This window comes from Actinoplanes sp. NPDC051343 (assembly GCF_044455125.1).
Lineage (GTDB): Bacteria > Actinomycetota > Actinomycetes > Mycobacteriales > Micromonosporaceae > Actinoplanes.
Genome location: NZ_JBITEL010000001.1, coordinates 618,709 through 640,412, shown reverse-complemented (window position 1 = coordinate 640,412; position 21,704 = coordinate 618,709). Strand labels below are relative to the sequence as shown.

Annotated in this window: 13 protein-coding genes; 8 read left to right on the top strand and 5 right to left on the bottom strand. The window is 69.9% G+C overall.

All coding sequences use genetic code 11. The features are described from left to right. Positions 1-10: 10 nt before the first annotated feature. Genes ACIA5C_RS02760 through ACIA5C_RS02750 form a run of 3 tightly spaced genes read right to left on the bottom strand, consistent with a single transcriptional unit; the run spans position 11 to position 3,113 of the window. Positions 11-895, bottom strand: coding sequence for a carbohydrate ABC transporter permease (locus tag ACIA5C_RS02760; RefSeq protein ID WP_396050525.1), 885 nt, complete (start codon positions 893-895; stop codon positions 11-13). Beyond that, a complete protein-coding gene (locus ACIA5C_RS02755; protein WP_396050523.1) occupies positions 892-1,761 on the bottom strand; it encodes a carbohydrate ABC transporter permease in 870 nt (289 codons plus the stop codon). Before ACIA5C_RS02755 ends, ACIA5C_RS02760 begins: the two co-directional genes overlap by 4 nt. Next, the gene (locus ACIA5C_RS02750; protein WP_396050521.1) at positions 1,758-3,113 is read right to left on the bottom strand and encodes an extracellular solute-binding protein; all 1,356 of its coding nucleotides are present in this window, start codon (positions 3,111-3,113) and stop codon (positions 1,758-1,760) included. Before ACIA5C_RS02750 ends, ACIA5C_RS02755 begins: the two co-directional genes overlap by 4 nt. A 121-nt stretch (positions 3,114-3,234) precedes the next feature. Between ACIA5C_RS02750 and ACIA5C_RS02745 the strand changes: the two genes are divergently transcribed. After that, on the top strand, positions 3,235-4,233 hold the full coding sequence (locus ACIA5C_RS02745; protein ID WP_396050519.1) for a LacI family DNA-binding transcriptional regulator: 999 nt from the start codon (positions 3,235-3,237) through the stop codon (positions 4,231-4,233). Here ACIA5C_RS02745 and ACIA5C_RS02740 read toward each other — a convergent pair. Beyond that, a complete protein-coding gene (locus tag ACIA5C_RS02740; protein ID WP_396050518.1) occupies positions 4,230-5,726 on the bottom strand; it encodes an MFS transporter in 1,497 nt (498 codons plus the stop codon). The two genes, ACIA5C_RS02745 and ACIA5C_RS02740, sit on opposite strands and share 4 nt — an antisense overlap. Before the next feature lie 88 nt (positions 5,727-5,814). Here ACIA5C_RS02740 and ACIA5C_RS02735 point away from each other — a divergent pair, with 88 nt between their 5' ends. The 6 genes from ACIA5C_RS02735 to ACIA5C_RS02710 all read left to right on the top strand — a co-directional run bounded on the left by ACIA5C_RS02735 (position 5,815) and on the right by ACIA5C_RS02710 (position 19,954). Beyond that, positions 5,815-6,450 (top strand): TetR/AcrR family transcriptional regulator, encoded by a 636-nt coding sequence (locus tag ACIA5C_RS02735; RefSeq protein WP_396050516.1) that lies wholly within the window; start codon positions 5,815-5,817, stop codon positions 6,448-6,450. A 133-nt stretch (positions 6,451-6,583) separates the two neighbouring features. Then, positions 6,584-11,968, top strand: coding sequence for a GH92 family glycosyl hydrolase (locus tag ACIA5C_RS02730; RefSeq protein WP_396050515.1), 5,385 nt, complete (start codon positions 6,584-6,586; stop codon positions 11,966-11,968). Positions 11,969-13,025: 1,057 nt separating this feature from the next. Next, a complete protein-coding gene (locus ACIA5C_RS02725; protein ID WP_396050513.1) occupies positions 13,026-14,873 on the top strand; it encodes a tetratricopeptide repeat protein in 1,848 nt (615 codons plus the stop codon). A gap of 47 nt (positions 14,874-14,920) precedes the next feature. After that, positions 14,921-15,358, top strand: coding sequence for a MarR family winged helix-turn-helix transcriptional regulator (locus ACIA5C_RS02720; protein ID WP_396050511.1), 438 nt, complete (start codon positions 14,921-14,923; stop codon positions 15,356-15,358). 121 nt (positions 15,359-15,479) lie between these two features. Continuing rightward, positions 15,480-16,919 (top strand): MATE family efflux transporter, encoded by a 1,440-nt coding sequence (locus ACIA5C_RS02715; protein WP_396050509.1) that lies wholly within the window; start codon positions 15,480-15,482, stop codon positions 16,917-16,919. 47 nt (positions 16,920-16,966) lie between these two features. Next, entirely contained in the window at positions 16,967-19,954 is a 2,988-nt protein-coding gene (locus ACIA5C_RS02710; protein WP_396050508.1) for a CHAT domain-containing protein, read from the top strand. Position 19,955: 1 nt separating this feature from the next. Here the strand turns inward: ACIA5C_RS02710 and ACIA5C_RS02705 are convergent, their stop codons facing one another. Continuing rightward, a complete protein-coding gene (locus ACIA5C_RS02705; RefSeq protein ID WP_396050506.1) occupies positions 19,956-20,948 on the bottom strand; it encodes a hypothetical protein in 993 nt (330 codons plus the stop codon). 59 nt (positions 20,949-21,007) lie between these two features. On the opposite strand from ACIA5C_RS02705, the gene ACIA5C_RS02700 reads away from it, so the two are divergent. Further along, on the top strand, positions 21,008-21,607 hold the full coding sequence (locus ACIA5C_RS02700) for a TetR/AcrR family transcriptional regulator (RefSeq protein ID WP_396050504.1): 600 nt from the start codon (positions 21,008-21,010) through the stop codon (positions 21,605-21,607). The last annotated feature ends 97 nt before the right edge of the window (positions 21,608-21,704 follow it).

The following is a 21,704-nucleotide window of genomic DNA, read 5'->3' as shown; positions in this document are numbered from 1 at the left end:
GGACGCCCGGTCAGCCCTTGACGGCGCCGGTGAGGCTGAACGCCCCGCCGAACACCCGGGACATCGCCGAGTAGAGCAGCACCACCGGTGCCGTGTAGAGGATCGCGAACGCGGCCAGCTGGCCGTACGCGACCTGGCCGTAGGTGGAGAAGAACGTGTAGATGGTCACCGAGGCCGGCTGGCTCTCGGGCGCCTGAAGAAGGATGAACGGCACGAAGAAGTTGCCCCACTGCAGCACGAACGTGAAGACGAAGACCACGGTCAGGCCGGGCACCATCAGCGGCAGGACGATCCGGCGCAGCGACTGCAGCCAGCCGGCGCCGTCGGTCCAGGCCGCCTCCTCGAGGCTGACCGGCACGCCGTCCATGAAGTTCTTCATCATCCAGATGGCGAACGGCAGCGACGACGCGGCCATGAACAGGATCAGGGCGGGCACCGAGTCGGTGAGCTCGAACTGGCTGTACATGGTGTAGACCGGCACCATCACCGCGGTGATCGGCAGGCCGGTGGAGAACAGGATGCTGTACATCAGGATCCGGCCGAACCGGCTGCGGTGGCGCGACAACGGGTACGCCGCGAGCACCGCCGCGGCCACGGTGATGAGCGCGGTGCCGGCCGAGATGATGAACGAGTTGAGCATCGGGCGGTAGACCGTGTCGGCGTTCAGCACATCTTTGAAGTTGCGGGTCGAGAAGTGCCAGTTGATGTGGGCCGACAGTGCCGCGCCGGGCTGGATCGACGCGATGAGGAGCCACAGGAACGGCAGGAAGAACGCGATCGCGACGATCAGCAGCGCGATCCACACCGCGATCCGGGACGGGCCGCGGCCGGGCGCCGTGAGGTCGGCGGTCTCGCGGCGGGCCGGTGTCCGGACCGCGACTACGGGGGCGCTCACAGGTCATCCACCTTGATGAGGCGTACGTAGATCAGCGAGAAGATCGCGCCGATCACCAGCAGGACCAGGGCCATCGCGGTGCCGTAGCCGAGTTTGTAGAACTGGAACGACTCCTGATACATGTAGATCGGCGTCGTCGAGCTCTTGTTGCCCGGCCCGCCCTTGGTCATCACATAGATCAGGCCGAACGCGGCCAGCGTCTGCAGGGTGATCAGCATGAGGTTGGTGACGATCGACCGCCGGATCAGCGGCAGCGTCACCCGCCGCAGCCGCTGCCACGCGGTGGCCCCGTCGACCGCGGCCGCCTCGTGCAACTCGGGCGGCACGTCGTTGAGTGCGGCCTGATAGACCAGCATGGAGAAGGCGGTGCCCCGCCACACGTTGGCCAGGATGACCGCCAGCATCGGCGTGGTGTAGAGCCAGTTCTGGCTGAGCCCGACCCGGTGCAGGATGGTGTTCAGCGTGCCCTCCTGATGCAGGAACGAGTACCAGCAGAAGCCGGCCACCGTCTCGGGCACCGTCCAGGCCGCGACCACCAGCCCGCTGACCATCGCCCGGGCCGCCTTGCCCCGCCCCTTCAGGAGCAGGGCGATCAGCAACCCGAGCGTGTTCTGGCCGATCACCGCCGACCCGACGACGAACACCAGGGTGAGCCAGAGCGAGTTCCAGAACTGGCTGTCGTGCAACATCGTCCGGAAGTTGGCGAGGCCGACGAAGTCGATCGTCGAGGAGCCGGTCAGCGCGACGTTGGTGAAGGCGCTGTAGACGCTCCACAGCAGCGGGCCGGCGAAGAACACCCCGAGCAGCAGCAGTGCCGGGACGTACGCCCCGAACCGTGCCGCCCGGGATGTGGTGGCGGTCGTCATTGCGCGGTCATCACTTTGTCGCCGCCGGCGGCCGTCTTGGCCTGGTCGGCGAAGGTCTTGGCGGCCGCGTCGGGCTGGGCCTGGCCGGTCATCACCGACTCCATCGCCACCTGGACGGCGTCGGAGATCTGCGGATAGACCGGGTAGGCGGGCCGGAACTTGGTCACCTGCACGAGGTCGGTGAAGAATTTCAGGGTCGGGTTGGAGTTGAGGTACTGCGGGTCGTTCGCCACGTCGTTGCGCTCGGCGATCTGGCTGGCGCCGATGTCGTACTTCAGCGTGTTCTCGCGGTTGAGCATGGTGGTGACCAGGTCGAACGCGGCCTTCTTGTCCTTGGTGTGTGAGCCGACCGAGAGCACCCAGCCGCCGGACATGCTGACCTTGCCGGGGGCCTCGCCGTTCTGGGTCGGCATGGCGGCGGTGGCGAGCACCTTGCTCCACTGCGGCCACGGCTTCTGGCCCGAGGCGACCCACGCCTGGTTGATCCACGAGCCGTCGAGGTCGATGGCGAGCTTGTTCTGCGGCAGCAGTTCGGTGGCGACCCGGGTCGCGATGTTCGGGTCGAGGGCGTCCTGCGGGCTCGGCGCCAGCTTCTCGTCGAAGATCGTCTTGACGAAGTTGAGCGAGTCGGTGAAACCGGGGCTCGACACGATCCACTTCTTCGAGGCGTCGTCGTAGAGGGTGTTCTTGGTGCCGTACAGCAGCATCTCGAAGCCCTGCATGGTGGCGCCCTCGCCGGCGCCCTTGCCCGAGTAGACGTTGAGCGGGGTGACTCCCGGGACCTTCTGCTTGATGGTGCGGGCCGCGGTCAGGATGTCGTTCCAGTTCGTGGGTTGCCACGGGACCGGGATGCCGGCCTTCTTGAACAGCGCCGGGTTGTACCAGAGAGCGCGGGTGTCGGTGCCCATCGGGACGCCGTACGTCTTGCCGTCCTGCGCCTTGGCCGCGCTCTTGGCCGAGTCGGTGAACTGCGACCAGTCCGGCCAGTCCTTGAGGTAGTCGTCGATCGGGGCCAGGAAGCCGGCCTGGATGTCGGTGTTGACGAGGAAGGTGTCCTCGTACATGACGTCGGGAGCGCTCTTGGGTGAGCGGTTCATCAGCGACAGCTTGGTGTAGTAGTCGTTCTCCGCCGCCTCGATCGGCTGGAGGTTGACCGTGTAGCCGGGGTGCGCCGCCTCGTACTGCTTCTTGACGTCCTTCAGCTGCTGGTCCAGCTGGATGAAGGCGCCGAACTTCTGGTACGCGATGGTGACCGTCTTGTTCTTGGCGTCGCCGCCGGACGATCCGCAACCGGCGGTGGCGGCCGTGATGGCCAGCGCCGACAGTGCAGCGAGAACGATTCGATTCCGCATCTGAACTCCTAGCGGGCAGGATCGAAAGATCTAAGTTCGTCTCTGCTAACGTTCTCTGAGAACGTAATCAGATCGTCCCGGCATGGTCAAGAGCGACAACGATCAATGGAAGGGAATTGGCATGTCGCTACGTCGCCCGACGATGCATGACGTCGCGAAGGCGGCGGGCGTCAGCCCGGCGACGGTGTCGCGCGTCGTCAACAAGGAGCGCTACATCCGCCAGGAGACGCGGGACGCGGTCGAGCGCGCCATCGCGGACCTCGGATTTCAGCGCAACGAGGCGGCCCGCGCGCTGCGCCCCGGGCAGACCACCGACACCATCGCGCTGATCATCGAGGACGTCGCCAACCCGTTCTGGTCGGCCATCACCGACGGCGCCGAGGAGGTGGCCCGGCAGCACCGGCACATGCTGGTGGTCGGCAGCACCCGGCACAGCTACGACCGCGAACGCGAACTGCTGCGCGACCTGGTGCTGCGCCGCCGGGTCGACGGCGTGCTCGTGGTGCCGACCGCGCAACCGCAGCACGAGTTGCACGCCGAGCTGAGCCGGTGGGCGCCGATCGTCTTCATCGACCGCAAACCGGCCGGGGTCGCCGCCGACGCGGTGCTGCTCGACAACCAGGGCGGCGCGCGAGGTGCGGTCGGGCACCTGATCGGACAGGGGCACCGGCGGATCGCGTACATCGGTGGCGACCCGTCCGTCACCACCGGCGCGAAGCGGCTGGCCGGCTACAAGCAGGCGCTCAAGCAGGCCGGCCTGCTCGCCGACCCGGCACTGATCCGGCTCGGCGTGCATACCGTCGCCGAGGCGCACCGGGCGGCGGCCGGCCTGCTCGACGGGCCGGACCCGGTCGACGCGGTCTTCGCCGACAACAACCGGATGGCGGTCGGCGTCCTGCAGGCCCTGCACGAGTACGGCGGCCCGGTCGGCCTGGCCGCCTTCGACGACGTGGAACTGGCCGCGCTGCTGTCCCGGCCGGTCGCGCTGGTCACCTACGACGCGACCAGGCTGGGCGCGCACGCGGCCGAACTGCTGTTCGCCCGCATCAATGGCGCCGAGGGCCCGCCGAAGCGCTCGGTGCACCGCACCACCCTGGTCACCCGGGGAGGCACCGCTTAGCGGGCCGGCACCTCTTCGCTCAGCGGGCCGGCACCTGCCTGTGGGCCGGCGACCTCCAGGCCGGCCGCGCCGAGCACCTCGTCGGCCTCCACCTCGGCCACCGTGAGCGGCTCCGGGCGCACGCGGGGGAGTGCCCCGGCGACCACCGCGGCGGCGATCGCGGCCAGGACCGCGCCGACCACGAAGACGGTCACGAACTGGGCCTCGCGGGGCAGCGGCACCGGGCCCGGGATCGCGTTGCGGGTCATCATCGTGACCACGAACGCGGTGCCCAGCGACATGCCGACCGAGCGGGAGATCGAGTTGACGCTGTTGGCGATGCCGGTCTCGGCCGGCGCGACGTGGGCGATGAGCAGTGCCGGCAGGGCCGCGTACCCGAAGGTGACCGCGGTGTTGACGATCAGAGCCCCGACGATGACCTCCCAGGTGGCCGCGTGCAGCACCGCCAGCATCGCGAAGCCGGCGCAGGCCAGCACCGCCGCGATGACCAGGGTCGCCTTGGCGCCGAAGCGGGCGACGAGCCGGCCGCCGAGAGGTGCGGTGAGCACGCCGCCGGCCGTGCCGGGCAGCAGGTAGACCAGGCTGGCCGCGAGCACGGACGCGCCGAACCCGTAGCCGGCGACCTCGCGCGGGGTCTGCACCAGGGCGGAGACGGCCAGGAAGACGGCGAACATCGCGAAGCCGAGGAACAGGCCGGCCGCGTTGGCGACCACGATCGGGCGATGGCTGAGCATCCGCGTGCTGACCAGGGGATGCGTGACGCGGCGTTCGAGAAGGACGAACGCGACGAGCACGACGACCGCGGCGGCCAGCGAGCCGAGGACCCGGGCCGAGCCCCAGCCCCAGCCGTTGCCCTCCTCGAGCGGCAGGATCAGCAGCACCAGGCCGAGGCCGAGCAGGGCGGCGCCCGCCCAGTCGAGGCGGCCGGCGGCCGCGCCCGCGCGGCGCGGCAGCTGCCACGCCCCGGCCAGACCGATCGCGGTCAGGGCGGTGGCCAGCCAGAACAGCTCGTGGTAGTCGCCGCCGTTGCGCATCAGCAGCCCGGTGACCACCAGCCCGAACCCGGCGCCGACCGAGAGCATGCCGCTGACCAGGGCCATCGCGCCGGTCAGCCGCTGCGGCGGCAGCTCTTCGCGGAGCACGCCGATGGCCAGCGGGAAGAGTCCGAAGCTGGCCGCCTGGGCGACCCGGCCGACGAGCAGCAGGGGAAGGTCGGACGTGGTGGCGGCCAGGATCGAGCCGAGCAGCACCACGGCCAGCACGCCGAGCATCACCGGCCGGCGGCCGTACAGGTCGCCGAGCCGGCCGAGCATCGGCGTGAACACCGCGGCGGCGAGCAGGTTGGCGGTCACCACCCAGCTGGCGGCGCTGACGGAGACGTCCAGGGCGGTCCGAATGTCGGCGACGACCGGGACGACCAGGGTCTGCAGCGCCGAGACGAGCAGCACCACGTAGCAGGCGACGGGTAGCGCGAGGCGCGATTTCGAGGTCACCCGTCCGACGCTAGACCTGCCCTCGACACCGTGTCGAGAATTAAAGATGTGACGTCGATTTCCTACGACGGACTGTAGAGTCGATGGCGTGCCAGCCATCAAGAGTCGCCGTGCCCCCACCAAAGGCGATCAGCGGGAGCAGGCCCTGATCGAGGCCGCCCGGGCGGTCTTCCGCGACAAGTCGATCAGCCAGGTCACGATCGACGAGCTGGCCGGTGCGGCCGGCATCGCGCGTTCCGGCTTCTACTTCTACTTCGAGTCCAAGCAGGCCCTGCTCGCCGCACTGGTCGACCAGCGCCTCGCCGAGGCCGACCTCGAGCTGGCCGAGTGGCTCGCCGCGGACGGCCTCGACCGGGGCGCGTTGCGCCGGGGGCTGGCCGCCGGGCTCGCGCGCTGGAAGACCGACGGCCGCTGGCTGCGCGAAGCTTTCATCACGCCCGATCCCGGGCCCGACGTGATGCACGTGCGCGACCGGCTGGTCGACCACGGCTGCTCCCTCTTCTCCGAGCGGATCGAGCGGGACGCCCGGGCCGGGCTGACCGTCGGCGGTCCGCCCGCGCTGATCGCCAAGCTCGCCGTGCACCTGCGGACCATCACGTTCGCCGAGGTCTATGCCAACCCGGCCGCCTACGACGACGACGAACTGCTCGACACGCTGACCGACGCGATCCTCCGGCTCGTCTACGGTGCGACTCCCGGCGGTGCTCCGCGTACGGCCGGGTAGTGAACTCCTAAAGGGAGCCGCGGTGTTTCGGGAAGATTGCGAGATCTTTTCTTGACAACGTTGTCAGTGCGGGGTGAAGCTGACGCTCTCTGATCCCGGGCGCCGATCGAGCGCCTGTCCCCAGGAGTTGCGCATGAAGGTGATCGGCGGCTCCCGCGCTGCCTCTTCCTTGCTCCGGCGGTGGACAGCCGTCGCCGGCGCCTTACTCGTCTCGGCCGGAGTGTTCGCCGCTCCGGCCGGGGCCTACGCCGCGGCCACGCCCGGCGATTTCAGCTCCTCGTTCGAATCCGGTGACCAGCAGCCGACGGCCAGCACGGCCGAGGTCGGCCCGGATGGCAAGCCGGTGCAGGGCAACCTCACCGGATCGATCCGCAGCGGGCTGCCCGGCAGCGTGCTCGGGCAGGTCAGCGCCGTCACCGCGAGCGCCGAGAACCCGCCCGGCGAGGTCGCGGCCAACCTCAAGGACGGCGACTCGTCGACCAAGTGGCTGGCGTTCAGCACGACCGGCTGGGCGGCCTACCGGCTGTCCGCGCCGGTGGCCGTGGTGAAGTATTCGCTGACCTCGGCGAACGACGCCCCGGGCCGGGACCTCAAAAACTTCACGATCCAGGGGTCCGACGACGGCTCGCAGTGGACCGATCTGGACAGCCGGACCGGTCAGACCTTCGGCGGCCGGTTCGCGACCAACACGTACACCTTCACGAACACCACCGCCTACAGCTACTACCGGCTGAACGTCACCGCGAACTCCGGTGACTCGATCATCCAGCTCGCCGACTGGGACATCAGCGACGGCACGGACACCCAGCCGGCCGCCAGCCCGATGGTCAGCGAGGTCGGATCGGGACCCTCCCGCGGTGCCAACGACCTGCCGAGCGCCGGTTTCACCGGCGTCAAATCCCTGCGGTACGCCGGTGGCGCGCAGGCGGCCGGCCGCTCGTACGCGACCGACAAGCTCTACGACGTGAACATCCCGGTCGGCCCGAAGACCCGGCTGAGCTACAAGATCTTCCCCGAGCTCACGGGCGAGGACCTGCAGTACCCGTCCACGTACGCGGCGATCGACCTGCACTTCACCGACGGCACCTACCTGAGCTCGCGGTCACCGGTCGACCAGCACGGCAACGCGCTCACCGCGTCCGGCCAGGGTGCGTCCAAGGTGCTCTTCGCCGACGAGTGGAACGCCGTGCAGTCCGACATCGGTGACGTGGCGAACGGCAAGACGATCGACCGCATCCTCCTGGCCTACGACAACCCGGGCGCTACCGCCGCCACCCACTTCCAGGGGTGGATCGACGACCTCGCGGTGACCGCCACGCCGGCGGCGATCGACGGCTCCAGCCTCACCAACTACGTCGACACGCGCCGCGGCAGCAACGCCTCGGGCTCGTTCTCGCGCGGCAACAACCTTCCGATCTCGGCCGTGCCGAACGGCTTCAACTTCCTGACGCCGGTCACCGACGCCACGTCGAACTCGTGGGAGTACGTGTACCAGCGCAACAACAACGCGGCCAACCTGCCGATGCTGCAGGGGCTCGCGATCTCCCATGAGCCCAGCCCGTGGATGGGCGACCGCAACCAGATGTCGATCATGCCGGTGCCGCCGGGTGGCAACACCACCGGGCAGCCCAGCAGCCGCGCGCTCGCGTTCAGTCACGACGACGAGATCGCCCGGCCCGATTTCTACAGCGTCAAGCTGCAGAACGGCATGACCGCGCAGATGTCGCCGACCGACCACGGCGGCGTCATGCAGTTCGGCTTCACGGCCGGGCAGGCGACCGGCACCCTCGTCTTCCAGAACGGCAACTTCTCGTTCGGCACCGACGGGACGGTCACCGGCTGGGTCGACAACGGCAGCGGCCTCTCGGCCGGGCGCACCCGGATGTTCTTCTCGGGCGCGTTCGACCGCGCACCGGCCGGAACCGGCTCGACGTCGGCCACCTTCGACACCTCGGCGACCTCGCAGGTGACCCTGCGGTTCGCGACGTCGTTCATCTCGGTCGACCAGGCCAAGAAGAACCTCGACCTCGAGGTCACCGGCCAGAGCTTCGAGCAGATCCACGCCGCGGCGACGGCGGCCTGGAAGGAGCGCCTGAGCCGGGTCGAGGTGAAGGGGGCCACCGAGACCCAGCAGGTCACGCTTTACTCCAACCTGTACCGGCTCAACCTCTACCCGAACTCGCAGTCGGAGAACACCGGCACCGCCGCCCAGCCGCACTGGCAGTACGCCAGCCCGGTGTCCGCGGCGACCGGCGCGTCGACCGCGACCACGACCGGCGCCAAGCTGGTCGACGGCCAGATCTACGTCAACAACGGGTTCTGGGACACCTACCGCACCGTGTGGCCGGCGTACTCGCTGCTCTACCCGGACATCGCCGCCAAGATCGCGGACGGCTTCGTCCAGCAGTACCGCGACGGCGGCTGGATCGCCCGCTGGTCCTCGCCCGGCTACGCCGACCTGATGACCGGCACCAGCGCGGACGTCGCGCTCGCCGAGGCGTACCTCAACGGGGTCAAGCTCCCCGATCCGCTCGCGGCGTACGACGCGGCGGTGAAGGACGCGACGGTGGCCTCCGGGCGCAGCGAGGTCGGCCGCAAGGGCATCGACACGTCGCTGTTCCTCGGCTACACGCCGACCTCCACCGGCGAGTCGGTGTCGTGGGCGCTGGAAGGGTTCATCAACGACTACGGCATCGGCAACATGGCCGCGGCCCTGGCCCAGGACCCGAAGACGCCGGCCGACCGGCGTGAGCAGCTGCAGGACGACTCGGGTTACTACCTGCAGCGGGCCCGCAACTACGTCAACCTGTTCGACTCGCAGACGAAGTTCTTCGAGGGCCGCGACGCCTCCGGCAACTTCCAGCAGGGCAACCCGCTCGACTGGGGTGGCGTCTACACCGAGACCGACGGCTGGAACTACGCCTTCACCGCCCAGCAGGACGGCAACGGCCTGGCCAACCTCTACGGCGGCCAGAAGGGGCTTCAGGACAAGCTCGACCAGTTCTTCGCCACCCCGGAGAAGGCCGACCACCCCGGCGGTTACGGGGGCACCATCCACGAGATGGTGGAGGCCCGGGCCGTACGCATCGGCCAGCTCGGCATGAGCAACCAGCCGTCGCACCACATCCCCTACATGTACGACTACGCCGGAGCGCCGTCGAAGACGCAGGCCATCGTGCGGGAGATCATGCGGCGGCTGTACGTCGGCAGCGAGATCGGCCAGGGCTACCTGGGCGACGAGGACAACGGCGAGATGTCGTCGTGGTACATCCTCAGCTCGCTCGGCCTCTACCCGCTGCAGAACGGCTCGCCCAACTGGGTCATCGGCTCGCCGCAGTTCACCCAGATGACCGTGCACCGCTCGACCGGCGACATCGTCGTCAACGCGCAGAACAACAGCACCAAGAACGTCTACGTGCAGAGCGTGAAGGTCAACGGCGCGACGCAGAAGAGCACCTCCATCGACTCGTCGCGTCTCGAGAACGGCGGCACCATCGACTTCAAGATGGGCCCGAACCCCTCGACCTGGGGCACCGGCAAGAACGACGCCCCGGTGTCGCTGACCAAGGGCACCGCGGTGCCGAAGCCGCTGCAGGACACCACCGGTCCCGGTCTCGGCACCGCGACCGCGACCGGCGGACAGGACGCGTCGAAGCTGTTCGACGACACGTCCCGGACGCAGATGTCGTTCACCACCGGCACCCCGACCATCACCTGGGCGTACCGGGGCGGCAAGCAGGCGCCGACCTACTACACCGTCACCTCGGGGGCGACCCCGGGCGACCCCGAGGACTGGCAGCTGCAGGCCTCCAAGGACGGCATCAAGTGGACCACGGTCGACTACCGGCCGGGCGAGGTATTCCAGTGGCGTAACCAGACCAAGGACTACCGGATCGGCCTGCCGGGCAGCTTCGGCTACTACCGGCTGCTGGTCACGAAGTCCACGACGGCGACGCCGAACCTCGCCGAGATCGAGCTGCTCGCGGGCGGCGACGTCGTACTCGGCGGCGGCGCGGTCACGGTGAGCGGCGCGGGCGGCGTGGCTGCCCGGTCCGGTGCCGCGGTGTCGGTGCCACTGGCCACCGTCACCGGCGGAACGGCGGCCGACTACAAGGCCACGGTCGACTGGGGTGACGGTTCGCCGGTCACCGCCGGCACGATCTCGCCGAGCTCGCGGGCCGTGTACGCGGTGAGCGGCTCGCACACGTACGCCCAGCCCGGTTACTACCAGGCCTCGGTGACGGTGGCCGACGGGACCAGCCAGGATTCCGCCACGGTCGGCGTCGACGTGGCGTACGCGCCGGTCAACAGCCTGACCGCCGCGTTCGACAGCGTCTGCATCGGCGACGACGGCGTCCCCGGCGCGAACTGCGACACGCAGGGCTGGGAATACTCACGGGCCGCGCTCGCGGCGGCCGGCCTGACCCAGGGCAAGCGGACGGCGGTGCCTGGTACGGCGTTGTCGTTCACGGCGCCCGTTGTCCCGGCCAACCAGCCGGACAACGCGACCGGCAACGGCAGCACGATCGCCCTCAACCTGCCCTCCGACGCCAAGAGCATCTCGTTCATCGGCACCGGGACCGAGGGCAACCAGAACACCACGGCCACGCTGACCTTCGGCGACGGCAGCACCGCCACCACACCGATCCAGTTCAGCGACTGGACGCTGGGTGGCAACGCGAACGGCACCCCGTCGTTCGGCAACATCGTGGTGGCCAAGTCGGCCTACCGGCTGCACGGCACGGACAAGGACGGCGCGGTGCCGTTCGTGTTCGCTACCGCGCCCTACCAGATCCCGGCGGGCAGGACGCTCGTCTCGGTGACCCTGCCGAAGCAGACCGGTGACCCCGGCACGGCCGGCCGGATCCACGTGTTCGCGGTCGCCGACGACGGCACGCCGCGCGAGGCGCTGGCGCTGACCGCCGGGAAGAACGAGTCGGCGACCGCCAGGCAGGCGCTCACCGCCCCGCTCGGTTCGGTCACCGGCGGCCTCGCCGGCTCCACCGGCTACCAGGCCCACGTCCAGTGGGGCGACGGCACGGCGCCGTCGGACGCCACGGTCGACGGGTCGGGGGCGATCAGCGGGACGCACATCTACGCCCAGCCGGGCACCTACACGGTGCACGTCACGGCGTGGGACACGCTGTCCAGCAGCACGGTCACCCTCACGGTGACCGTGGCCAAGGCCGCGGCGGCGTCCGCCACCGCGGTCACCGTCCAGGCGCCCGAGCAGGCGGCCGTACCGGCCTACCAGCCGCAGGTGAAGCTGTCGGTCGCCGCGGGCCCGCGCGGCACGGCGATCACCGTTGACGGTTCCGGCTTCGCGCCGAACGAGAACGTCACCGGGACCTTCGGCGACGGCCTCACGGCCACGGCCCTCAAGGCCAACGCCGACGGGGTCATCTCGGGCGCGACCATCAGCGTGCCCGGGCGGGCGAAGCCGGGCGCGAGTTCGGTCACCCTGTCCGGCGCCAAGTCGGCGACCAAGGTCGCCGAGCCCTTCACGGTCACCAGGTAATCCACGGCGTGCGAATGCGCCGGTGAGCGGTCATAACACCTGATCGCTCACCGGCGCAGCCCTTCGGCACCCGACGTGCCCGCAACGTGTACACCGTTCAGCCGGCAATGCATACCGGCCCGTGACGGCGCCGTGACACCGGGGTACTGTCCTCTCGCATGGCTTCAGATCGGGAGACGGTCTTTTCCGCTAAGGGTGTGGCCGGGGTGGAAGGCGTGCGAGAGGCGGCCGACGCCTGCACATCGCACCCGATCGAGCAGGTCTGGCTCCAGGTCCGTCAGGCTCGATGATGCCCGGCGACTCTGCGATGGGAGGCGGGCGTGCCGGCAACGGATCGGCCGCCGACGCCGAGAGCGCTTCGCCGATACCGCCATGGCTCGAGGAGCCTCCGACAGGCAACCCGCCGCCCCTCATAGCAACTCGTCCACAGCTGCTCCCCTTTCACGAATTGACGTGGGAGAACTTCGAGCGGCTGATCCTTCGATTGGCGCGCCGCGACAGCGAGGTGGATCGTGGCCGCCTCTATGGCACCAGAGGTCAGAATCAACATGGCATCGACCTTTACTGCCTTCTGCGGAAGGCCGGGGCGAATGCCTCCCGGTACCGAACGATTCAGTGTCGGAACGTCGCCAGAATGACTGGTTCAGAAATAGCTGACGCGGTCGAGAGATTTCTCCGGGGGATATGGGCCGCCCGTACCGAAATGTTCGTTATCGCTACACGCGCCCAACTGGACCGGACCGAGCAGGCAGAGGCAGTGGAGAGGGCGACCCTGGCTCTCCGGGAGTCGGGAATCCAATTCGAGTGCTGGGACGGGGAAGAGCTTTCGGAGCAGCTTCGGAGCGATTTCGAACTCGTGGAAGCATTTTTCGGGCGCGTAGCGGCTGAACAGTTTTGCACCCCGCGGGAACCAAGTGACGTTGGACCGAGCGACCGGCGGCGTTCCCGATCGGCTCCTCGGCTGTTGCGCGTGGCAGAACTTTCGCCCATACACATCGGAGTCCATCGGTCGGCCCCGAGTAGCGAGTCGACGGCTGCGCGGCTGGCGGCACTAGGAATGGCGGTCGACCTGCCGCCTTACATTCCGCGAGATGTCGATGCACAAATCGATGCGGCTGTTGGAATCGGTGGACTTGTTCTGATCGAAGGGGCATCTGCGTCGGGCAAGACTCGAACCGCATTTGCTGCCCTGCAGCGTTCGTGTGCGGAGTGGTTCATGTCTAACCCACGGGACGTGGCCGAGCTCCGGGAAGTGGCGGGTGAACTCGCTCAGGTTCCGCAATTGGTGATCTGGCTGGATGACTTCGAGTTCTACCTCGCGAGCCCGACCTTCGACGAGCACCTTCTGGCAGAGCTATGCGGTCCTGAGCGAGAAGGTGTGGTTCTACTGGCGACGATGCGCTCGGAGGAGCGTCGCTTCCTTGAACGGTCGATGACCGCAGGCGATCAGTCCCAACTCGTAACCGAAAACAGATTTCGACGTGTCCGGAAGATTTTGGAGATCGCGAACATCATCAGGCTGCCGGCTCGCCTCTCGGCTGACGAGACAAGGCAGGCAGGCGAATGGCGCTGGGATGAACGAATTGCGGATGCTCTCGATCAGTCCACCGGGGGCGGCCTGACCGAATATATCTGCGCCGCTCCGGCTGCCCTTCAACGGTGGCAGTCGGGATCCGACGGCGAAGACCCCGTTGGTGCCGCCATTGTCTCGGCCGCGGTGGATTGTCGGCGAGCTGGTTACAGGAACTCCTTGGCCCGGGACCTCCTCGAAGCTCTCTACCTTGATTATATTGATCCGCGGCTCCGTCATCGGCGGGGACTGTCCTCCTTCAACGAAGGGCTTGAGTGGGCAATGTATCCGGTTCGCGGTGCCAGCTCTTGTCTGGAGCCCGTCGGTGAAGGACTTTACCGACCCTTCGACTATCTGACCGATTACGCCCAGCGCGCCGCAGCGACGTCCGTACCGGAACTCGTGTGGACAACATTGCTCGACTTGGGCGATCCGGAAGCGTCCTATTCCGTCGCGGGCGCCGCCTACGAGCAGGACATGACACAGCACGCGTATCAGGGCTATCGGCTGGCCGCGGAGGCCGGCAACGTCGACGCGATGTTCATGGCGGGGACCGGTGCCCTCGACCTGGGCCTCGTCGACCAAGGGATCGACTGGCTTCGTGCCGGTGCCGAGCAGGGCTACTGGCCGGCTATGGGAACGCTCGGCACACAGTTGTACATGGCGGGGCATCCTGAAGAGGGCAAGCAGTGGATGAGGCGCTCGGCCGAGGCCGGTGATCTACTGGCAGCGGGTGCGCTGGGAATCGGGCTCTACCGCATCGAACGACGTCCTGATCTGGCCGAACCGTGGTTGCGCATGGCTATCAAAGCGCGCGAACCGGCGGTGATGTCGACCCTGGCGGACCTCCTGAGGGGCAGTGGCAGGGCGGCGGAAGCGGAAGCCCAGTACAAACGGGCGATCCGACTCGGTCACGTCCCCGCGATGTATGGCCTGGGCAGCCTGCATTTTCAGGCTGAAAGGTGGGCAGATGCCTGGAGCCTGTGGGAACAAGCCGCTGAATTGGGACACGTGCCTGCCATGGGTTGGTTAGGAACCCTGCTTCTGCTTCGCGGTGACGAGCCGGATGCAGAGAGGTGGCTCCGGGCTGCGGCTGATGCCGATGACGATTTGGGCGCGGCAATGCTGCGGACCCTTCTTGTGGGTCGACGCAAGGCGAACAGAGGAACAAGGCCCCCAGGCTTGGAGGGTGCCGCGGCGGTGCTGGCTACCATCGGCGACGTTCTGAAGGACCGCGGAGATCTGGAAGGCGCGCGGGGGTGGTGGTCTGCCGCCGAGGCGCGAGGGTCCAAGGCTGCGGCACGAAGGCTTCGCTCAGATGAGTTCGGGTCCTGATAGTTTGGATGTTGACAGTTAGGGTCCTAACGGTTAGCTTCTTAAGCATGGACGCACCGAAGCTCACCAGCACGCTCGAGTTGCTGCGCTGGATCGGATGGGCGCAGCGCAAGGCCGGCGAGGAATGGGTTCGCGAGCGCGAGCTCAGCTTCGAGCAGAGCTTCGCCCTGGCCTACCTCACGCAGAACCCCGGTGCCATCCAGCGTGACCTCGCGCAGGCCACGCGCACGAGCCCGGCCAGCGTCTCCGGGCTGCTGCAGGGCCTCGAGCGCCGCGGCCTGGTCGAGCGCCGCACGGTGCCCGGCGACGAGCGCAGCAAGCGCATCTACCTCACCGCGGCCGGCACCGAGCTGACCGCCGGCTTCGAGACCGCCATGAACGCGGCCGACGAGACCATCCTCGCCCCCCTCGATCCGGCCGAGCGGGACACGTTGCACGCGCTGCTGCTGAAGATCACCGCGGAGCTGCCGCAACCGACCCGCTAGTCCCCGCGCGTACACCCGCAAGCCGTGCCGGCACCGCCGGCGCGCGATGAATCATGCCCGGCCGTGTCGGCGTCGCCGACGCGCCATCAACCATGCCCGAAATCTGCCGAAGGAGTCTGCCGTGAGCACCGAGACCCTGGAAAACCCGGCGAAGGCCGACGCCGTCGGCACCAACCGCTGGTACCTGTCCGCCGCTCCGATCGCCCGGGCCCTCGTGCACCTGTGCGTGCCGATGGCCGCCGCCATGATCGTCAGCGCGATCTACAACGTCGTCAACGCCGGATTCATCGGCTCGCAGCACAACACCGCGCTGCTGGCCGCCGTCACGTTCGGCACACCTCTGCTCGGCATCGTCATGGGCGTCGGCGGCGTGTTCGGCGTGGGTGGCAGCTCGCTCATCGGGCGCCTGCTCGGCGCCTCCGAGAACGACCCGGCCAAGGCCGGCCAGATCAAGCACGTCTCGGCGTTCGCGGTGTGGGGCTCGGTCGTCGCCGGAGCCGTCCTCGGCGGCCTCGGCCTGATGCTGCTGCACCCGCTCGTGTCGCTGCTCGGCGCGAACGCCGCCGCGGTCGCCGCGACCACTCACTACGTCGGGGTCATGCTGGCCTTCGTGCCGGTGATGGCGGCCGCCTTCTGCCTCGAACAGCTGGTGCGGGCGGAGGGCGCCGCGCGCCAGGCGATGATCGGGCTGATCGCCTCCACGGTCGCCAGCGTCGTGCTCGACGTGCTGTTCATCCTCGCGCTGCACTGGGGTGTCGCCGGCGCCGCGCTGTCGACCGGCCTCGCGAACGCCGTCACCGTCGCGTACTTCGCCTTCTGGCTGCAGCGCAACAGCGAGCACGTCAACCTCGCGCCGCGCTGGTTCACGCTCTCGCCGGCCGTCGTGAAGCCCGTCTTCGGGGTGGGTGTCGGCGAGCTGCTACAGTCCGCGTTCCTGATCGTCACCGCGCTCGTGCTCAACAACCTCGCCGCCGGCTACGGCGACGGCCCGCTGGCCGCCATGGGCGTCGCGGTCCGCATCGCCCAGGTGCCCGAATTCCTGGTGATGGGCGTGACGATCGGCGTGCTGCCACTGCTGGCCTACGCGTACGGCAAGGGCGACCGGGTGCGGCTGAACGCGGCCCTGCGCGGCTCCGCGCTCACCGTCGGCGCCATCGTGCTGCTCTTCTCGACGACCGTGTTCGCCTTCCGCACGCAGGTACTCTCCACCTTCTCGGCCGACCACTCGGTGCTCAAGCTCGGCATCACGGTTCTCGCGGCGCAGCTCACCGCGATGGTCGCGAACGGCTTCACCGGCCTGATCACCTCGTTCTTCCAGGCGACCGGGCGGGCGCTGCCGGCCACCGTCATGTCGGTGTCGCAGGGCGTCCTGTTCATCCCGATCGTGATCGCCGGCAAGCTCTGGTTCGGGCTGCCCGGCATCATCTGGGCCCTGACCGTCACCGAGGTCATCGTCTTCGTGGTCGGGGTCGTCATCTGGCTGGCCTCCCGGCGCTCGATCGACCGGGGTCTGGCCGACGGCAGCCCGGAACGGGCCGAGGAAGTGCTCGAGCAGGCCTGATTGACGGTCTCGGCGAACCATGCTTCGCTCCACAAGGGAGGCGGGGCATGGTTCGGCATCTTCGGAAGCACAACCGGGCCGCGGCCCGGGCCACCTCGATGCTGACCCAGGGCCGTGCGCGCCGGGACGCCGGGCTGATCTCCGCCGGCCTGGACGAGATGACCGAGCTCCTCCGCGTGATGGAGCCCGACCACCCCGATCGGCCCGCCTGCCTCGGCAACGCGGCGGCCGGATGCATGGTGCTGTACGAGCTGACGGCCGACCCGGCCGCCGTCGACCGCCTGCTGCGCATCCGGCAGTCGCTGGTCGACGAGCTGCCCGAGAGCGACTGGGTGCGGGTGGTGTTCCGGCGCGACCTGCTCCCGTTCCTGGCCCGGGTGATCGTCGCCGAGCCCGGCCCGGACGTGCTCGGCCGGCTCGTCGTCCTCGCCCGCGAGGCCGCCACCGGCGACCGAGCCGACCGGCCCATCCAGCTCGAGGCCCTGAGCGTCTGCCTGCACGCGGCGGCGGAGTGGACGGAGGACCCCCGGCTGCTGGCCGAACTGGTCGAGGCCGACCGGGGCAGGGTCGCCTTCTCGTCGCCCGGCGATCCCGCACACGGGCAGTGCCTGATCCAGCTGAGCACCAGCCTGCGCCGGCTCGCGCTGATGACGGGCCGGCCCGAGCTGCTGATGGAGTCGGCCGAGGTGGGACGGCGGGCGGTGCGGGAAGGCCCGCCGGACGACCCCGACCGCGCGCTGGTCCTGACCGGCTGCGGCAACTCGTTGCACGCGCTCTTCACGTACGAGCAGCGTTCGCCGGCCACGCTGAAGGAAGCGGTGGAGATGGGACGGGCCGCGGTCCGGGCCGCCCCGGCCGGCTACCGATATGAGGGCACGTGCCTGAACAACCTCGGCATCGCCCTGCGGACGGCGTTCGAGGAGGGCGGCGACCGGACCCAGCTGCAGGAAGCCGTCCAGGCCGGCCGGGCCGCGGTCGCCCGGACCCCGCCCGGCCATCGGACGCGTGCGCGATATCTGGCCAACCTGAGCGCCGCGTGCCAGGAGCTGTACAAGCGGACCCGCCGGGCGCCCGCCGCCGAGGAAGCCGCGGCGACCGCCCGCGAGGCGGTGGAGCTGAGCCCGCCCGGCACCCCGGAACGGGCCGGTCGGCTGACCGAACTCGGGAACGCGCTCCACCTGCTGTCCCAGACGCAGGGACCGGAGGCCGTGCGAACACTGCTGGAGGCGGTCCGGGCGGCCCTCGAGGCGGTGGACACCGGAGTGCCGGGCGACATCGGGCACTCTGCGCGGTTGAACAACCTGACGATCGTCGCGCGGGCCCTGTTCGAGCGCACCGGCGACCGCACGGCGCTGGACGCGGCGGTCCGGGCCGGCCGGGAAGCCGTGCAGGCGGCCGCCACCGGTGATCCGTCCCGCGCGATGGCCCAGATGTCGCTGATCCGGGCCCTCGCTCAGCAACCGCCGAGTCCGGAAGTCGTCCAGGAGATGGTGCGGCTGACCCCGGACGCCGCCACCCCGCGGACCCAGGCCCTCGCGTCGGTGTTTCTCGGCGCGGCGGCGACGGCAACCGGCGATTACGAGACGGCGCTCGACGCGTACCGGAAAGCCGTCGGCCTCCTGCCGCAACTCGCCCCGCGGCGTCTGCTCCGCCCGGATCGCGAGCACGGACTGGGCGAGCTGGCCGGCCTGCCGGCCGAAGCGGCGGCGGCCGCGCTCAGCCTCGGCCGCCTTCAGGAGGCGCTGACACTGCTGGAGCGGGCGCGCGGACTGTTGCTGGGGGAGGCGATCGGCGCGCGGCGCGAACTCGAGGCGCTGCGCCGGGCCGACCCGGCGAGGGCGGCGGAACTCGTCCGCCTCCGCGACCGCCTCGACGCCTCCGACCGGGCCGGCGTCGACCTCTACCACGACGACGAGACGGTGGTGCGGCTCGGCGACCGCACGCGCCGGCATCGCGAACTCGCCGAACGGTGGGAGAGCCTGCTCGCCGAGATCCGCCGGCTTCCCGGCCTGGCCGGCTTCCTGCAGCCACCGGCCGCCCGGTCGCCGCAACCGCCGGCCGACGGCTCGATCGTGGTCGTCAACGCCGGCCGCTTCCGGTGCGACGCCCTGCTGCTGACCGCGGGGGAGCCGGTCCGGGCGATCCGGCTGGACTGCGACTACGCGGACATGCTGGCGCGGGCGCGCGCCTTCCAGGAGCCCCGGCCCGACGATCGGCGCCTGCTGCGGGACCTGGCCTGGCTCCGGAGCCGGGTGGTCAGGCCGGTGCTGTCCGAGCTCGGACTGCTGTCCACGCCCGGGGCCGCCCCGCGGATCTGGTGGTGCCCGGTCGGGATCGCGTCGTTCCTGCCGCTGCACGCCGCGGCGATGGACGAGGTCGTGTCGTCCTACACGGCCACGGTCGGTGCCTTGCGCCCCCGCGACACCCCGGCCCGGCGGTCCGGCGCCGGCTTTCTGCTGGTCGAGATGAGCCGTACGCCCGGAGCCCGCGACCTTCCGGGCGCCCGCGCCGAGGCCCGGCAACTGGCCGGCCTCGCGCCCGGCCTGACCCACCTGTCCGGACGCGCGGCCACCCGCGACGCCGTGCTGGCCGCCCTGCCCCGGCACCGGATCGCGCACTTCGCCTGCCACGCCGTGACCGACGAGCGCTCGCCGGCCCTGAACCGGCTGCTGCTGCACGACCACGAGTCGGCCCCGCTGACCGCCGTCGAACTGTCGGCCTTGGACAGTTCGGTCGAACTCGGGTACCTGTCGGCCTGCGAGACCGCCCGATCGAGCGAGGCGCTGGCCGACGAGGTCGTGCACATCGCGACCGCGCTCCAGCTGGCCGGCTGCCGCCACGTGGTCGGCACACTGTGGCCGGTCGCCGACGCCGCCGCGGGCCGCGTCGCGGCCGCCTTCTACGCGGGTCTGGGCCCGTCCCTCGAGACCGGCGGGGCGGCCCGGGCGCTGCACGAGGCGGTCCGGGCCGTCCGCGCGGACGCCCCGCACCAGCCGTCCCTATGGGCGGCCCACATCCACCTGGAATCGGCGTGATCTAACCTTCCTTCCGCGCGCGGCCATAGTCGGCCAGGGCGTGGAAGGCGGCCTTGGGTTCCCACCGCCCGCCCTCGGGGAGAACCTTCACGATGCCGAAGCTGCCGAGGTCGAAGTCCCGCTCGGGGTCGTCGGAGGTGGGCAGATGCCGGCAGGCGAAGGTGTAGACGAACGCGGTGTCGACCCCGCCCGCGTCGAAGATGCCGAGCAGCTCGCGCACGTACGCGGCCTGCTCGGCCTCGTTGCGCTCAACGGTCTCGGTGAGCCGCACGGCCTGCGCGGTGTGCTCGTCGTACCCGATGATGGCGCCGCGGCTGCCCCGGTCGGCGGCGCCGGTGAAGGCCGCGCAGCCGAACTCGGTGACCGCGAACGGCTTGCCCTGCGAGGTCATGGCGGCGAGATTTCCGGGCAGCGCGGCGGCGTTGGTCGCGTCGCGGTAGCCGGCGTCGGTCGCGATGAAGTCGAACGGCGTCCAGTCGACCGCCTCCATAGGGAGCGACGCGTACCCTATTAGGCCACCGAACCGCTCCCGGGCGCCCGCGGCGGCCCGGGCCAGCACGGCGTTCGTCGCCCGCTGCACGCGCGGCAGGACCTCGCGGCTGATGGCGGCCGCCCGCTCGGTCAGGGTTGCGCCGGGCATCAGCCCGATCGTCATCATGCTGATCTCCGAGCCGGTGAGGAACCGGATGTTCGCTCCCTCCCGGCGGATGCGCTCGGCGCGCTCGGCGGCGTCCAGCAGGAACTCGAGCAGCTCGTCGACGGTCAGGTCGTTGGTGAACGGGCAGTACCAGACCTCGAGCCCGGCGGCGGCCGCGTGCCGGGCGGCGATCTCCAGGCGCTCGGCGACGCCGCCGGTGATCCGGACGGCGTCGGCGCGCAGTACCTCGTGGATGACCCGCATGTCGTCCGCGACGATGCCGGGGTCGAAGGGTTCGTGGGTGGTGGTGCCCAGGTTGGTGAAGCCGGTGTCGTAGGTGACGCCCCAAGCGCGCATTTGCCGCCTCCTTTACGGTACGGGTAGTACCGTACACGCTTTACGGTACGATGCGTACCGTGGCGGCAGGGCAGCGACGGCGCGGGGCCGATCTGGAGCAGGCGATCCTGCGTGCCGCCGCCGAGGAACTGACCGCCTCCGGCTACGCGGGCATGACGATGGACAAGGTCGCCCAGCGCGCCGGCACCAACAAGAACGCCATCTACCGGCGCTGGCCGCAGCGCGCCGCGCTCGGCATCGCCGCCTACAAACACCTGGCCGACGCCCGCACCCCGGCGCCCGACACCGGCAGCCTCCGGGGCGACGCGCTGGAACTGCTGCGACAGGCCAACGCGACCTGGTCGTCGCCCCGTGGGGCAATATTGCGCGACCTCCTCGCGGCGGCCGTCGACGAGCCGGCCCTGCTGGAACTGCTGCGCGAACAGGCCGGCGGCGGCGCGCTGAACGCCGCCTGGTTCGCCCTGCTGGGCCGGGCCGTGGCCCGCGGCGAGGCGGCGGCCGAGGCGGTGCAGCCACGGGTGGCGTCGCTGCCGATGATGCTCCTGCGCGGCGAGTACGCCCTGCGCGGCGTCCCGGCCGTGCCCGACGAGGTCCTGGTCGAGATCGTCGACGAGGTCTTCCTCCCGCTGGTCCGCGGCCGCGGCCTGCCGAACGGGTGACAGATGTCAGGGGTTGACTACGGGTATTCCACCCTTACCCGGCTTGCGGTGACGTCGTAGGGTCAGCCGGTCACTCGCTACGGATCGGGGGGAGTCC